Here is a 14,016-nt window from a genome sequence, read left to right on the forward strand (position 1 = left end):
AAAAGAGATCAGATTCCAATAAGATTTATTCTTTGCATGAACCCGCTGTTCAATGCATCAGCAAAGGAAAAGAACACAAAAAGTATGAGTTTGGATCAAAGGTTTCCATCATTACCACAAAAAACACCGGAGTGATTATTGGTGCCATCAACATAGAAAAAAATATACACGACAGTAAAACATTAGAACCTGCTATTGTACAACAACAAAGGCTTACAGGGATCACTCTTAAAAATAATTTCGTTGACAGGGGGTACCGGGGAGTAAAAGAAGTTTTAGGAACAAAAATTATTTTACCTGATTCACCAGGCAAGAAAAGAACCAGTTATCAGAAACAACAACTGCGAAAAGGATTTAAAAGAAGAGCAGCGATAGAGCCGAAGATTGGGCATCTCAAACAAGACCACCGGCTGAGCCGCAACTTTTATAAAGGAATTACAGGAGATAACATCAATGTGATGCTTGCGGCAGCGGCCATGAATTTTAAAAGGATGATGAATAAGTGGAAAATGAATCCACCTTTATTTTTATTTCATTTTTTCCAAACTCTTTACAAACTTATTAAAACAAAAAATGGAGAATTCTTCAGCTCTTTAAATCTTAAATTTGGTTTTTAAGGGTTGACTAATTAGCCATTAAATTTGCGCTGTACGAATTTTCACATTTTCGAATTTTCACATTTTCGAATTTTCACATTTTCACATTTTCAAATTTTCACATTTTCAAATTGTCACATTTAAAATCACTCAATAAATATTTCTGGCGCTATAAGTGGATGTTGGTTCTGGGAACCATTTTCATTGTGCTTTCCAATTATTTCAGGATACTGGCGCCGCAGGTCACTAAATATGTGTTGAATACCGTGGAAGTAAGCCTGAGCCATGGCCCGCAGGTTACGCCCAAAAGCGCTACCCATTACGACCCGCTGGTGACCGTGTTTGTATCCAGATTAAACCGCGGGGACGTGAGCTATCAAACAAAGATTTTATATTCAGGGATTATACTTTTAGTAATTGCCTTAATCAGCGGGCTCTTTATGTTCCTGATGCGGCAAACCATCATCGTGATGAGCCGCCATATTGAGTATGCGCAAAAGAATGAAATATTTTCCCATTACCAGAAGCTGGATTCCCATTTTTTTAAAACACACAATACCGGCGATCTGATGAGCCGTATTTCGGAAGATGTAAGCCGCGTAAGGAGCTATGTAGGCCCGGCAGTGATGTATGTAATCAACCTGGCGGCTACCATAGGTTTTTCGGTAACTTATATGGTGAATGAAAACAAAGAACTTACCCTATATGTATTGGCGCCGCTGCCAATACTTGCCATTACCATCTATTATGTAAATACGATTATAAACAGGAAGGCTGATAAAATACAGTCTTTATTATCTGACCTTACTACCAATGCGCAGGAGTCTTATTCCGGCATCAGGGTCATTAAATCCTTCGTGCAGGAAAAGGCTATGCTGGGCTTTTTTGACAAAAACAGTGAAGATTACCGCACCCAATCGATTTCGCTCGCAAAAACGGAAGCCATTTATTTTCCTGCTATGGGCCTGATGATTGGATTGAGCACGTTGATCACCATTTTAATAGGGGGCATGTATGTGATAAACGGAAGCATCAGTATAGGGGTGATTGGCGAATTTATCATGTATGTTTTGTTGCTTACTTTCCCGGTAAGCGCCATAGGATGGACGGCCAGCATGATTCAGCGCGCAGCTACTTCACAACGGCGCATCAACGAATTTTTACACACCACACCTTCCATTGAAAATCCCGAAATACCACAAAAGCCGGTTCTGAAAGGTGATATAGAGTTCAGGCATGTTGATTTTGTGTATCCCCACACCGGCATTCATGCTATTAAAGATTTTTCGTTGCACATTAAAAAGGGCCAAAAAATAGCCATCATTGGCAAAACCGGCTCCGGCAAATCAACGATTGCCCAATTAATGCTGCGCATGTATGATCCCCAAAAAGGAAACATTTTTTATGACGGGATTGCTGTTACCAAAATTGATTTGAAAAGCCTTCGCTCGCAGATTAGTTATGTTCCCCAGGATGTATTTTTATTCAGTGATTCGGTAGAAAAAAATATTGGATTCGCGCTATCTGATCCACCAAAACAAAAAGTAATGGAGGCTGCTGAAAATGCAGTTGTCGCCCGGGAGATCAATTCTTTCCCGGGAAAATACAATACGCTGATAGGAGAGCGGGGCGTAACGCTGAGCGGCGGGCAAAAACAGCGCATTTCTATTGCGCGGGCATTGATAAAGGAACATGAGATAATTGTTTTTGATGATTGCCTCAGCGCGGTGGATGCCAAAACGGAAAACGAAATCATTTCAAACCTGTATCAGTTCCTGCATGAAAAGACAGCAATAATCATTACACACAGGATTTTTTCCTTGTTTAGTTTTGATAAGATAGTGGTACTGCAAGACGGAGCGATTGCCGAGCAGGGAACTCACCAGACTTTGCTTGAAAAAAATGGATTGTATACAGAAATGTACCGCCGCCAGCAGGAACAGGACAAGAAGATGGTTGAAAGTTGAAAGTTGAGAGTTGTAAGTTGAGAGTTGTAAGTTGAGAGTTGTAAGTTGAGAGTTGTAAGTTGAGAGTTGTAAGTTGAGAGTTGTAAGTTGAGAGTTGTAAGTTGAGAGTTGTAAGTTGAGAGTTGTAAGTACCTATCACTTATTACTTATAACTTATTACTTATCCCCAATCACCAATCCCCAATCACCAATCCCCAATCCCCAATCCCCAATCACCAATCCCCAATCCCCAATCCCCAATCCCCAATCCCCAATCACCAACCACCAATCACCAATCACCAATCCCCCTCCTAATTATTTTGTCAATTAAAAAACAATTTTATCTTTGTCGCAGTTAATTACGTTTTTAAATAATTTAAAAATTTCAAAAAGTGGCGTACGAAAATAACGACAAAAAGTTGGAAAGTGTTTATAGTCAGCGAATCAGGGCAGGCAAGCGGAGAACCTATTTCTTTGATGTGAGGGAAACCAGAGGGAATGATTATTATTTAACCATCACAGAAAGCCGGAAAAAGTTTAATGAAGACGGGTATGACCGCCACAAAATTTTTCTGTATAAAGAGGATTTTAATAAATTTTTAAAGGGCATGACCGAGGCGATAGACTATGTAAAAACCGAGTTGATGCCTGATTTTGATTTTGATGCATTTAATCACGAAAACAGCGAGCAGGATGGCAGTGGCTATACGCCGAACAAAGATGCCGGATCATCACAGCCTCCTCTGGCGTCTGCTGCTGAAGGTAGCGCCGCCTTCCCCGAACCTGAAACAAATCCTTTTGCCTCCAACGCCACTGCCGACGATTCCTCCGCTCCTAAAAAAGACGATTCACCGGGAGACAACGATGGCAATACTACCCATCATGAAGAAGTAGATAAATGGTAAACTAATTCTATACAATTAAAGAAAAAATCCTCAAGCTTTATAACATGAGGATTTTTTTTGCTCTGCTGTGACGGCATTCACAGTCAACGAATAAATAAGCGGATTTTTTCTTTGCTCTAACCTACCTAATCCATCTAAACACCCTAAACAATAAGTAATAAGCAATAAGTAGTAAGTACTAAGTACTAAACAATAAACAAACACTATAACAATATAACAATCCAACATCTATCCTCCGCACACCACTCACAACTCACAACTCACAACTCACAACTCCCAACTCCCAACTCACCACTCACCACTCACCACTCACAACTCCCCCTTCACCCTCTTATACGCATTAATCAAACCATTGGTAGAAGAATCATGCGACGTGATTTTCTTATTATTTTCCAGCTCAGGCAAAATCTTTTTAGCCAGCACTTTACCTAATTCCACGCCCCACTGATCAAAGCTGTAAATATTCCAGATAACGCCCTGCACAAAAATTTTATGCTCATACAAAGCAATCATTTCCCCCAAAGTGAAGGGAGTTATTTTAGTGATGAGAAAAGAATTGGTGGGTTTGTTGCCTTCAAATTCTTTGAAAGGAATTAATTTTTCAGGCACTTTTTCTTCTATTAATTCCTGCCTGTTTTTGCCATTCATCAGCGCTTCGGTTTGGGCAAAGAAGTTGGAGAGTAAAATTGCGTGGTGCTCGCCCGTTGGGTTGTGGCTGATGGCAGGGGCAATAAAATCTGCCGGAATCATTGGCGTTCCCTGGTGAAGCAATTGATAAAAAGCGTGCTGGCCATTGGTGCCCGGTTCTCCCCAGATTACAGGTCCGGTTGAATAAGTAACTTTTTTCCCATTTCTGTCCATATGCTTTCCATTACTTTCCATATTTCCTTGTTGAAAATAAGCAGGAAAACGATGCAGGTATTGGTCGTATGGCAGAATCGCTTCGGATTGAGCGCCAAAGAAATTAATATACCAAAGGCTAATCATTCCCATGATAACCGGGATATTTTTTTCGAACATCTTTTCCCTGAAATGATTATCAATTTCATAAGCTCCCTTCAATAAATCTTCAAAATTATCATACCCAATGGTGAGGGCAATTGACAAGCCAATGGCGCTCCAGAGGCTGTACCGTCCGCCTACCCAATCCCAAAACACAAACATATTTTCCTTATCTATTCCAAACTCTTCTACTCCCTTTTCATTTGTGCTGAGCGCCACAAAATGTTTGGCTACCGACTTTTTATCCTTCGCTGTTTTCAGAAACCAGTTGCGTGCAGTATGTGCGTTGGTCATGGTTTCCTGCGTGGTAAAAGTTTTGGAGGCAATCAGGAACAGCGTTTCTTCCGGCGTAACTTTTTTCAATACTTCTGCTATATCAGTTCCATCCACATTGCTTACAAACCAGGTTTGCATATCCTCTATCCAATAAGGTTTCAGGGCTTCGGTCACCATCACCGGGCCAAGATCGCTACCGCCAATTCCTATGTTGACAATGTATTTAATTTTCTTGCCGCTATATCCTTTCCATTCGCCCTCGTGCACCTTGCTACAAAAGTTCTTCATATGTTCCAGCTCTTTTTTTACCTCAGGCATCACATCTTTCCCATCTGCTAATACAGGCTTGCCTGAAAAGTTTCTCAACGCGGTATGCAAGACCGACCTTCCTTCTGTTTCATTAATAATTTCGCCTTTAACCATGGCAGCGATGGCCTTATCCAATTCACATTCGCTGGCAAGATCAAGCAGTAGCTTTTTTGTTTCGTCGCTTACAAGGTTTTTGGAATAATCGAAAATAATATCAGGTACGGCAAGGCTGTAGTTTTTGAAACGATTGGGATCCTCTTTGAAGAGGTCTTTCATGGAAGCAGATTTCATTGCTTTAGAATGTTCCTGCAACTTTTTCCACGATTGGGTTTTTGTAGGATTTACTTTTGGAAACATACGATTGCGATTTAAGATTGGTGATTTCAAAATGCGATGTACTTCATTTTGAGAATTTTATTGAATATTACGAAGTTACAATATGCGAACAATAATAGATGAAGAAAACTAAGAAGTATGAGGAGAGCCGATTTCTTCCCGTGTTACGTCATTGCGGAAAGCCTTTATCTACAGCCATCGCGGGGAGCTTTTTTCCACGTCATTGCGTAGGAGCCTTTTTCCACGTCATTGCGGGGAGCCTTTTTCCACGTCATTGCGGGGAGCCTTTTTCCACGTCATTGCGAGGAGCTTTTTTCCACGTCATTGCGAGGAGCTTTTTTTCCACGTCATTGCGAGGAGCTTGAATAATCTCATTTTTTTGATTAATCTCATAGCGACGAAGCAATCTCATTACATACGTCATTGCGGGGAGCTTTTTTCCACGTCATTGCGAGGAGCTTGCATAATGTTCATTTTTTTGAATTATCTCATAGCGACGAAGCAATCTCTTTATTCACGTCATTGCGAGGAGCCTTTATCTACGTCATTGCGAGGAGCGTTTTTCCACGTCATTGCGAGGAGCTTGAATAATGTTCATTTTTTTGAATTAATCTCATAGCGACGAAGCAATCTCATTTACATACGTCATTGCGGCGAGCTTGAATAATGTTCATTTTTTTGATTAATCTCATAGCGACGCCCCGAAAATGGATCGCCTGCTTTAACCGGGGCTTCTTTTTTGCAATCCGGATTAAATGGTTTTACAACGGTGAATTACCGCGGAGCAGCGGGCGCAAATGACAACTGGTATAAAGGCTGGACGAATTTTAATCAAAGCAATTAATGGCTTAACAATAAAATAATGTAAACTTCTGTCGATGTTTAATATTAAAAATTAGTTTTGTGTAAAGAGATATTGATGGAACTGCAACCCAAAAAAGTATTAGTAGCGGAAGACGACAATGATATCCTGGAAATAGTTAAGTTTAACCTTGAATTGAACGGCTATGAAGTGCATGCAGCGCGCAGCGGTAATGAGGCGCTTGAGGTGGCAAAAAAAGTACAGCCAGACCTGATAATCCTCGATATTATGATGCCGGGCAAAAGCGGCCTTGAGGTATGCAGAATCATAAGAATGGACCCTTCTTTCAATGATACGTATATTCTTTTTCTTACGGCTTTATCCGATGAAACCACGCATGTAAAGGGATTGGAAACAGGTGCGGATGATTATATCACCAAACCCATCAGTCCTAAAATACTGGTTAGCCGGGTGAATGCTTTTATAAGGCGCAGCCAGAAAGAAGATGAAAAAACCCTGGTAATTGGCCCTGTTACAATTGACCCGGTAAAATTTCTCACTTACAGGGATGGCAAAGAAATACTTTTAGCAAAGAAGGAATTTGAGCTGTTATATCTTTTGGCATCAAAACCCGGAAAGGTTTTTCAACGGCAGGAAATATTAAACCGCGTTTGGGGAAACGAAGTGATTGTTGGCGACCGTACCATTGATGTGCACATCCGGAAGATCAGGCAAAAGCTCGACATGGATTGTATCACTACCGTAAAAGGGATTGGATATAAGTTTAACCTCAACTAGCCCAACAGCAGTTATGTCTAAGTTCGGGAACTTTTCACCAAAAAAATTATCGTTTTTTACTGCTTTACTGCTTTCAGTTCCCGTTGGCCTCGGATTTTTATGGGTTAGCAGGGATATCATCAGCGGCAGCATCGCTTTCGTGCTGAATTTTGTGCTTACTTACATTTTAATCAGCTATGTATTTGATAACTTTATTTACAGGAAGATCAAATTAATTTACAAATTTATTTTTAATACAAAGGCCAGCAAGAAGGAAGAAATGTATCATAAATATATTCTTCCCAAAAAAAGCATTGAAGAAGTTCGTGAAGATGTTGAAAAATGGGCTTCCCAAAAAAAAGAAGAAATTGCTGTTTTAAAAAATAATGAAATTTACCGTAAGGAATTTTTACAAAATCTCTCGCATGAATTTAAAACCCCGGTTTTTTCGGTGTTAGGCTACGTGGAAACCTTACTGGATGGCGCGATGAACCAGCCAGAGCTGGCAGAAAAGTTTCTTCAGAATACGCATAAAAATATTACCCGGATTGTTGAATTAATAAAAGATTTGGATGAAATAACCGAATTGGAAAGCGGGGAAAAATCCCTGCTTAAAGAGCCCTTTATTATCCAGGAGGTGATAAAGGAAGTTTTTGATTCTTTATCTATTGAGATTTCAAAAAATAATATACGGACCGCTATTAAAAGGGGATCGGAAGCGCCTGTGTGGGTATATGCCGATAAAGGAAAAATCAACCGTGTATTGACGAATCTTATACAAAATTCAATAAAGTATAGTAAACATGAGGGAAATATTATTGCAAGCGTTTATAAAACGGAAGAAAAAAAAGTTTTAATAGAAATCAGTGATGATGGAATTGGCATTGCGGAGCAATCGCTCCCCCGCATTTTTGAACGCTTTTACCGTACTGAAACCGGAAGAAGCAGAAATGCCGGTGGTTCCGGCCTTGGCCTTTCTATTTGTAAACACACTATCGAAGCGCACGGAGAAACCATACATGCCCGCAGTAAACCTGAAATCGGCACTACTATCGGATTTACTTTGGCTGAAGCTCATAAATTAAAATAAAACGAACAGTAAACGAAGAAATAAGCCTGTTTTTTATTTTGATATGAATCAGTAATATGATCGATAAATCAAATAAGAATTACCGTTTTGGGAACCGCACTACGCAAAAGAAAATTTTACATTCCTTAGACTTCCCTGATCCCGGATCTGCAAAATTAAATGTAAGTGTAAAACCATAGGTTGTCCGATAGGTCCTTGCACAGAAAAAAATGTAAATTTGTTTATTATAAAAACATTACCGGCCATGTTAACAATCTCCATTCCCGACGAAATTGACATACAATTATCCTCGATTACAGAAGATAAAAAAGAATTTATTATTCAAGCCGTAAGGCAAAAAATTGCAAAACAGATAAAGACAATTTCAAAAGAGCAATTAGCTAAAGAATATGCCGATAGCGCTGAGGAAAATACTCAGATTACAAAAGAGTTCATTAATGTAGATAACGAAAACTGGAATGACTATTAAAAGAGGATTTATTTATTTCGCCGCGCTGGATCCAACACAAGGAAGTGAGATAAACAAAACCAGGCCGGTTTTTGTTATTTCAAATGACATCAATAACCAATATTCCAATACAGTCACAATAATTCCTATTACTTCAAATACAAAAGCTGTCAGGGCTTTTGAAGTTTTTGTTCCACGATATGAAGGTAATCTTCCTAAAGATTCTAAAATTAAATGCGATCAAATAAGAACCATTGACAAAACGAGGATTCTAAATGAAGTTGGAGAGCTTTCTGATAGATTTATAGCAGATATCGAAACAGCACTCAGGAAACATCTTGATATTTAATTCCTGTTTGCATAACTTTTCTTTTACTCGCAAGGTTGTAAATTGCATACTCCTACGGCCCTTTCAAATCAATTCGCCATATAAAACTGCGGACGGCCAGCCGGAAGCCAGTGTGCAGCTTACCTTAATAATCCTTTACACACGATATTATAAACCGGTTATTACTGAAATTGTTTCCTTCACCATTTCTTCAGTCACATCCAAATGCAATACCATCCTTATCTGCGTGGCTGAAATTGCCATCACTAAAATGTTGTTTTCTTTAAGTTTTCCGGTTAAGGATTGAGCAGAATATTTCCCTTTTACTTCAAAAATGATAATATTGGTTTCAACGGGATACATATTTCCGATAAAATCTTTTTCGCTCAATGCAGCTACAATTTGCTGTGCGTGGCGATGATCAAGCGCCAAGCGTTCAATATTATTTTCGAGCGCATATATTCCCGCGGCTGCGAGATAGCCGGCCTGCCTCATTCCGCCGCCAAACACCTTACGGACACGCCGGGCTTTTTTAATAAAATCTTTAGTGCCCAGCAAAACGCTTCCTACCGGAGCGCCAAGGCCTTTGCTGAGGCAAATTGAAATGCTGTTAAATATCGCCCCATATTCTTTGGGAGTTTCATTTTTGGCAATTAGCGCATTGAAGAGGCGCGCACCATCCAAATGCAGCATAAGATTATATTCCAGGCATACTTGTTTGATTTCCTGGATATCGCGCATTTCGTAACAACTGCCGCCACCACGGTTAGCGGTATTTTCAAGGCTTACCAATTTTGAATTCGCTTTATGAATATCAATCGGATTGACGGCTTCCCGTACCTGGCTGGCTTTTATTCTGCCTAAATTGCCATTAACCGGCTTTACCTGGCAGCCCGAATTAAAAGCAATGCCGCCTCCTTCGTAAATATATACATGGCTCAGCTTATCACAAATCACTTCGTCACCAGGTTGTGTATGACATTTTATGGCAATTTGGTTGGTCATAGTGCCGCTGGCGCAAAATAATCCCGCCTCCATTCCAAACATTTCGGCAAGCATCAGTTGTAATTTATTTACCGTAGGATCTTCTTCAAAAACATCATCACCTACTTCTGCATCATACATTGCCTGTAGCATGGCTTCGGTCGGTTTGGTAAACGTATCAGACCTAAAATCAATCATGAGCGGTTTTTGGGCAAAATTATTGCATTAATGTTTATGGAAAAGTAAGAGGCATGTCATTAGATTCCTGTGATATGCTTCTGATAAGCGTTTAATTAGCGCTTGTCAATTGATGGATATTAATTTGAGTTTCAGGAATATACAAACTTTAAATGAAAATCAAAAAAAACAATAAAATATTATATTTCAAACATTTATTTGCCTGAAGATTATGAACTTCCAATATTGCGTTGTAACTTTGCACAGGTTTGTAGAAATAGAAATTAACATATCTTTAGAAACTTTTCCCCAATAAAAATTGTCTAATCACTATTAATTATATATACAAATGAGGCAACTTAAAATTGCTACGCAGATTACTAACCGTGACTCACAAGCGGTTGAAAAGTATCTGCAGGAAATTTCAAAAATTGGGATGATTACTCCGGAGGAGGAAACTATTTTAGCACAGAAGATAAAAATGGGCGACCAGAGAGCATTAGAGCGTCTCACAACAGCCAACCTACGATTCGTAGTTTCTGTAGCAAAACAGTACCAACACCAGGGGCTTTCATTAAGTGATCTTATTAACGAGGGTAACCTCGGATTAATTAAAGCGGCACAACGCTTCGATGAAACCAAAGGTTTCAAATTTATTTCATACGCTGTGTGGTGGATTCGCCAATCAATACTACAGGCGTTGGCAGAGCAGGGCAGATTAGTCCGCCTGCCTCAAAATAAAATTGGCACATATAACAAAGCGAACAAAGCTTACATGGCTTTTGAGCAGGAACATGAAAGAGAGCCTTCTACGGAAGAACTTTCTGAAATACTCGAAATGAGCGAAACCGAGATTAACAATATTTTTCAGAGCAATACCCGGCATACTTCTTTGGATGCGCCGGTTCATGAAGCTGAAGATGTTGCGATGGGCGATTTATTAAAAGGCGCAGGCGAAACTGATGAAGATGTAATGCACGATTCATTAAAAAATGAAATCCGCCGTGTGTTGAAATCTCTCAGTCCGCGTGAAGCTGAAATCGTAAATGCTTATTTTGGCCTGGATGGAGAAAACGGAGTGACTATTGAACAAATAGGACAGAAATACGACCTTACCAAAGAACGTATCCGCCAGATTAAAGAAAGGGCAATCAAGCGTTTGCAAAAAGCCCGCTACAGCAGTGCGCTCAAAGCTTATTTAGGATAACAAACGATTAAGCTATCATACTAAAAGCCGTTCCACAAGAGCGGCTTTTTTTTATCTCCTTAAAACAGCAGGAAGATTTTCAGCTTCTTTTTTTGATGTGTCGGGGTTTACATGATGTTTGGCTGGCAATACGGTATCTGCTTTTGTTGGAGTTCCACGCATAATATCATGATCAAGAGCGCTGCCGTTTGGCCGGCATGAGGCAAAAAACAATGTAAGAGCAACAATTGCGCAAATTCTAAATACTTTCATCCAATTTTTTTTTAAGTTTTTAATATACCGTTTCTTACTTTGGCGCTTCAAACTTCCGATAAAAAAACTAAATCTTAAAATATTTTACTGCAACATAATGCTGTACAGGATTCTACAGAATTAAATCCGGTCATATTTTGAACAGATTGTTGTCGGCACGCGCCATCAAAATCAAAAATGTCTTTACAAATTTTTTTTGTTGCGAACTTGGTAAGCTTCATTTAAAATCAATAAAAAACCAGGAACAGTAAACCGGCTTTTACACCAATTTTTTATTCTATATTGGTGCAGATTGGGTAAAAATTCATCGGCATAATTTTTGGTTTGTTGGATTAAAATATTCCAAATGATAAGAAAGGCGTTGGTGGTTGCATTGGCATTTTCCGGTATGCTGATAATCGGTTGCAGTAAAAAAACAGTTCCCACAAAAACCGCTTCTGTTACACCGGTTAAAAATGAGAAGCCGGAAACGCCTGCTAAAAAAGTAATTCCGGCACCTGAGCCTCCAAAGGCTGATACCGCTGCGGCAGAACCCACTGCCGAAAAACCCGCGCCAAAGCCACCGGCCAAAGCTGATTTCCCAAAGGTGATTAGCGTTAATGATGGTGCAGCCAGCAAAAGCGTTGATGGACGATTATTTTATGACGTTTTAGGCCACAGGTATTGGAAGAATTACAGTGATGGTAAATACTATTTGTTTGATAAATCCATGTACAACAATCCTGATTTTAAGCCGCCAAAATAATTTCAAATTTTTTTCCAGGGTAATCAGCCGGTAAAATAGCCAATTTATGGGCCATTTTGCGGAGGTGTTTTATCTTTCGTAATTGCCCCGGCTGTCTTGCGCAGATTTTGGAAGAATCTTTACATAGCCATGCTGATAATTGATGTACCTTTGAATGAATCGTAACCAGCCGGTTGCGTTTTATTCAATCACGATCGATAAGATCAAAAAAAAATCAAAAAAAATTTATGGCTGAAACCTGGAATAAGAAAGAAAGAGAAAAGAAAAAACGACAAAATAAAAAAGAAAAAGCTGAAAGAAGGCAGGAGCGTAAGGAAAATAAAAGCGCTGAATTTGAAGATATGATTGCTTATATAGATGAAAACGGAAACTTATCTTCGACTCCGCCGGATCCCAAGAAAAAATTTTCCATTAAAGTAGAAGATATTGAGATTGGGGTTCCAAAACAGGAAGCCTTAAACCCCGAAGACCTCATAAGAACGGGAGTTGTTACTTTTTTCAATAATGAAAAAGGGTATGGGTTTATAAAAGATAAAGAAAGCGATGAAAGGGTTTTTGTTCATATTAATTCTTTATCAGAGCCGATTCAGGAAAATGCTATTGTTTCCTTTGAAACAGAAACAGGCCCTAAAGGCCTCAGTGCAATAAATGTTAAGCTGATTAAGTAGGCTGCCTTCAACGATTTGGACAGCCAAAATAAAAATTAAAGCCATTTATTGATTCACTATGAATGTGTACTTTAATATTTACAATTATGAACGAACAAGAGAACCTGGAAATAGCCACTTTCGCCAATGGATGCTTTTGGTGTACAGAAGCAGTTTTCCAGGAATTGAAAGGCGTAAAAAAAGTGACAAGCGGCTATTCGGGCGGGCATGTTGAAAATCCGACCTACGAGCAGGTTTGCGCCAAAAATACCGGCCATGCAGAATCCCTGCGTATAGAATATGATCCCCAACAAATTTCTTTTGATGAACTATTGGAAGTATTTTGGAAAACTCATGATCCAACCACGCTTAACAGGCAGGGAAACGACGTGGGTCCTCAATACAGGAGCGTTGTTTTTTACCACAATCAAGAGCAAAAAGAAAAAGCCGAAAAATACAAGAATGAATTAGATGCAAGCGGCATATTTGATGCACCAATCGTCACAACGATTGAACCTTTTACCGTTTTTTATCCTGCAGAGGATTACCACTCAAATTATTACAAGAGAAACCCATCACAGTCTTATTGCTACTATGTAATAAAGCCAAAGATGGAAAAATTCAAAAAGATTTTCGGAGATAAAATTAAAATGCCAGCCTGATTAACCGTTAAGGTTCCACCGCGCAGAAATGTGTTCGGAAATGTTTACCACAGTATTCATAAACCGCCTTTCTCCTTTATCAGATTGATACAACACTGAAGAAATACGGCATGGGAAGATTTCACGGGATTTTTTTATGCCACGTACCTCGGCCCTGGCTATGCCTTTTTCATTCATTTCATCTATAAAAGTTATAAAAGAGCTATCCATTGACTTGAAAAAGTCATCTGCTTTTATTTTTTCAATCTCTGAAGGCGCATAGCCGAAAAGAGATGAAAACTTTTCATTGAACTTGATAATGTTGCCATTAAAATCTCCAACAAACATCGGATGAAAAGCGCTTTCATAAACCGCATCATACAATTGTTCCGGCGAAATCAGGTCAGGATTTTTGAAGGATTCCGGCGTAGGAGATTGAATGTGAAGCTGTGTCGCATGTAGTTTTACGATTGGCCTGGGCATAAGGTAATTAAGGTTGTTCATGATATGTTTTTATAGGGGTTATCCCTATAGTTGCAATTACCATG

At 39.3% G+C, this 14,016-nt stretch carries 15 protein-coding genes and 1 pseudogene; 11 read left to right on the forward strand and 5 right to left on the reverse strand.

Going from position 1 to position 14,016, the window contains the following annotated elements; translation table 11 throughout:
• Both EFY79_RS15835 and EFY79_RS15840 read left to right on the forward strand, forming a co-directional pair.
• A pseudogene (locus tag EFY79_RS15835) lies at positions 1–489 on the forward strand (transposase); the annotation flags it as partial.
• Positions 490–727: 238 nt separating this feature from the next.
• Positions 728–2,563, forward strand: a complete 1,836-nt coding sequence (locus EFY79_RS15840; protein ID WP_123121713.1) for an ABC transporter ATP-binding protein — start codon at positions 728–730, stop codon at positions 2,561–2,563.
• Between the two features lie 156 nt (positions 2,564–2,719).
• On the opposite strand, the gene EFY79_RS21915 is transcribed toward EFY79_RS15840, so the two are convergent.
• On the reverse strand, positions 2,720–2,845 hold the full coding sequence (locus tag EFY79_RS21915) for a hypothetical protein (RefSeq protein WP_262684649.1): 126 nt from the start codon (positions 2,843–2,845) through the stop codon (positions 2,720–2,722).
• Between the two features lie 89 nt (positions 2,846–2,934).
• On the opposite strand from EFY79_RS21915, the gene EFY79_RS15845 reads away from it, so the two are divergent.
• A complete protein-coding gene (locus tag EFY79_RS15845; RefSeq protein ID WP_123121714.1) occupies positions 2,935–3,447 on the forward strand; it encodes a DUF3276 family protein in 513 nt (170 codons plus the stop codon).
• Between the two features lie 309 nt (positions 3,448–3,756).
• On the opposite strand, the gene pgi is transcribed toward EFY79_RS15845, so the two are convergent.
• On the reverse strand, positions 3,757–5,391 hold the full coding sequence (gene pgi, locus EFY79_RS15850; RefSeq protein ID WP_123121715.1) for a glucose-6-phosphate isomerase: 1,635 nt from the start codon (positions 5,389–5,391) through the stop codon (positions 3,757–3,759).
• Between the two features lie 898 nt (positions 5,392–6,289).
• Between pgi and EFY79_RS15855 the strand changes: the two genes are divergently transcribed.
• From EFY79_RS15855 to EFY79_RS15870, 4 genes are all read left to right on the forward strand, one after another.
• Entirely contained in the window at positions 6,290–6,970 is a 681-nt protein-coding gene (locus EFY79_RS15855; protein WP_123121716.1) for a response regulator transcription factor, read from the forward strand.
• Between the two features lie 13 nt (positions 6,971–6,983).
• A complete protein-coding gene (locus EFY79_RS15860; RefSeq protein ID WP_123121717.1) occupies positions 6,984–8,039 on the forward strand; it encodes a sensor histidine kinase in 1,056 nt (351 codons plus the stop codon).
• A 244-nt stretch (positions 8,040–8,283) separates the two neighbouring features.
• A complete protein-coding gene (locus EFY79_RS15865) occupies positions 8,284–8,508 on the forward strand; it encodes a hypothetical protein (RefSeq protein ID WP_123121718.1) in 225 nt (74 codons plus the stop codon).
• Positions 8,498–8,836 carry a type II toxin-antitoxin system PemK/MazF family toxin gene (locus EFY79_RS15870; RefSeq protein WP_123121719.1) on the forward strand — a complete coding sequence of 113 codons (339 nt, stop codon included), beginning with the start codon at positions 8,498–8,500 and terminating at the stop codon, positions 8,834–8,836. Before EFY79_RS15865 ends, EFY79_RS15870 begins: the two co-directional genes overlap by 11 nt.
• A gap of 147 nt (positions 8,837–8,983) precedes the next feature.
• On the opposite strand, the gene EFY79_RS15875 is transcribed toward EFY79_RS15870, so the two are convergent.
• Positions 8,984–9,997: a threonine aldolase family protein gene (locus EFY79_RS15875; RefSeq protein ID WP_123121720.1), complete on the reverse strand. Its 1,014-nt coding sequence runs from the start codon at positions 9,995–9,997 to the stop codon at positions 8,984–8,986.
• 328 nt (positions 9,998–10,325) lie between these two features.
• Here EFY79_RS15875 and EFY79_RS15880 point away from each other — a divergent pair, with 328 nt between their 5' ends.
• Positions 10,326–11,183, forward strand: coding sequence for a sigma-70 family RNA polymerase sigma factor (locus tag EFY79_RS15880; RefSeq protein ID WP_123121721.1), 858 nt, complete (start codon positions 10,326–10,328; stop codon positions 11,181–11,183).
• 51 nt (positions 11,184–11,234) lie between these two features.
• Here EFY79_RS15880 and EFY79_RS15885 read toward each other — a convergent pair whose 3' ends face one another.
• The gene (locus EFY79_RS15885) at positions 11,235–11,435 is read right to left on the reverse strand and encodes a hypothetical protein (protein WP_148041943.1); all 201 of its coding nucleotides are present in this window, start codon (positions 11,433–11,435) and stop codon (positions 11,235–11,237) included.
• A gap of 346 nt (positions 11,436–11,781) precedes the next feature.
• Here EFY79_RS15885 and EFY79_RS15895 point away from each other — a divergent pair, with 346 nt between their 5' ends.
• The 3 genes from EFY79_RS15895 to msrA all read left to right on the forward strand — a co-directional run bounded on the left by EFY79_RS15895 (position 11,782) and on the right by msrA (position 13,489).
• The gene (locus tag EFY79_RS15895) at positions 11,782–12,180 is read left to right on the forward strand and encodes a hypothetical protein (RefSeq protein ID WP_148041944.1); all 399 of its coding nucleotides are present in this window, start codon (positions 11,782–11,784) and stop codon (positions 12,178–12,180) included.
• Positions 12,181–12,407: 227 nt separating this feature from the next.
• Positions 12,408–12,848 (forward strand): cold-shock protein, encoded by a 441-nt coding sequence (locus EFY79_RS15900; protein ID WP_123121877.1) that lies wholly within the window; start codon positions 12,408–12,410, stop codon positions 12,846–12,848.
• 86 nt (positions 12,849–12,934) lie between these two features.
• On the forward strand, positions 12,935–13,489 hold the full coding sequence (gene msrA / locus EFY79_RS15905) for a peptide-methionine (S)-S-oxide reductase MsrA (protein ID WP_123121725.1): 555 nt from the start codon (positions 12,935–12,937) through the stop codon (positions 13,487–13,489).
• Here msrA and EFY79_RS15910 read toward each other — a convergent pair whose 3' ends face one another.
• Positions 13,490–13,972: a PAS domain S-box protein gene (locus tag EFY79_RS15910; protein WP_123121726.1), complete on the reverse strand. Its 483-nt coding sequence runs from the start codon at positions 13,970–13,972 to the stop codon at positions 13,490–13,492.
• Positions 13,973–14,016 lie beyond the last annotated feature (44 nt).

Origin of the sequence: Hanamia caeni (genome assembly GCF_003721595.1) — a bacterium.
Classification (GTDB): domain Bacteria; phylum Bacteroidota; class Bacteroidia; order Chitinophagales; family Chitinophagaceae; genus Ginsengibacter; species Ginsengibacter caeni.

What these genes read in the sequence shown, in the direction of transcription:
- EFY79_RS15870 (WP_123121719.1), top strand. Translation starts at nt 8,498, where the DNA reads ATGACTATTAAAAGAGGATTTATTTATTTCGCCGCGCTGGATCCAACA.
- pgi (WP_123121715.1), bottom strand. Translation starts at nt 5,391, where the DNA reads ATGTTTCCAAAAGTAAATCCTACAAAAACCCAATCGTGGAAAAAGTTG.
- EFY79_RS15900 (WP_123121877.1), top strand. Translation starts at nt 12,408, where the DNA reads ATGGCTGAAACCTGGAATAAGAAAGAAAGAGAAAAGAAAAAACGACAA.
- msrA (WP_123121725.1), top strand. Translation starts at nt 12,935, where the DNA reads ATGAACGAACAAGAGAACCTGGAAATAGCCACTTTCGCCAATGGATGC.
- EFY79_RS15855 (WP_123121716.1), top strand. Translation starts at nt 6,290, where the DNA reads ATGGAACTGCAACCCAAAAAAGTATTAGTAGCGGAAGACGACAATGAT.
- EFY79_RS15860 (WP_123121717.1), top strand. Translation starts at nt 6,984, where the DNA reads ATGTCTAAGTTCGGGAACTTTTCACCAAAAAAATTATCGTTTTTTACT.
- EFY79_RS15895 (WP_148041944.1), top strand. Translation starts at nt 11,782, where the DNA reads ATGATAAGAAAGGCGTTGGTGGTTGCATTGGCATTTTCCGGTATGCTG.
- EFY79_RS15910 (WP_123121726.1), bottom strand. Translation starts at nt 13,972, where the DNA reads ATGAACAACCTTAATTACCTTATGCCCAGGCCAATCGTAAAACTACAT.
- EFY79_RS15880 (WP_123121721.1), top strand. Translation starts at nt 10,326, where the DNA reads ATGAGGCAACTTAAAATTGCTACGCAGATTACTAACCGTGACTCACAA.
- EFY79_RS15875 (WP_123121720.1), bottom strand. Translation starts at nt 9,997, where the DNA reads ATGATTGATTTTAGGTCTGATACGTTTACCAAACCGACCGAAGCCATG.
- EFY79_RS15865 (WP_123121718.1), top strand. Translation starts at nt 8,284, where the DNA reads ATGTTAACAATCTCCATTCCCGACGAAATTGACATACAATTATCCTCG.
- EFY79_RS15885 (WP_148041943.1), bottom strand. Translation starts at nt 11,435, where the DNA reads ATGAAAGTATTTAGAATTTGCGCAATTGTTGCTCTTACATTGTTTTTT.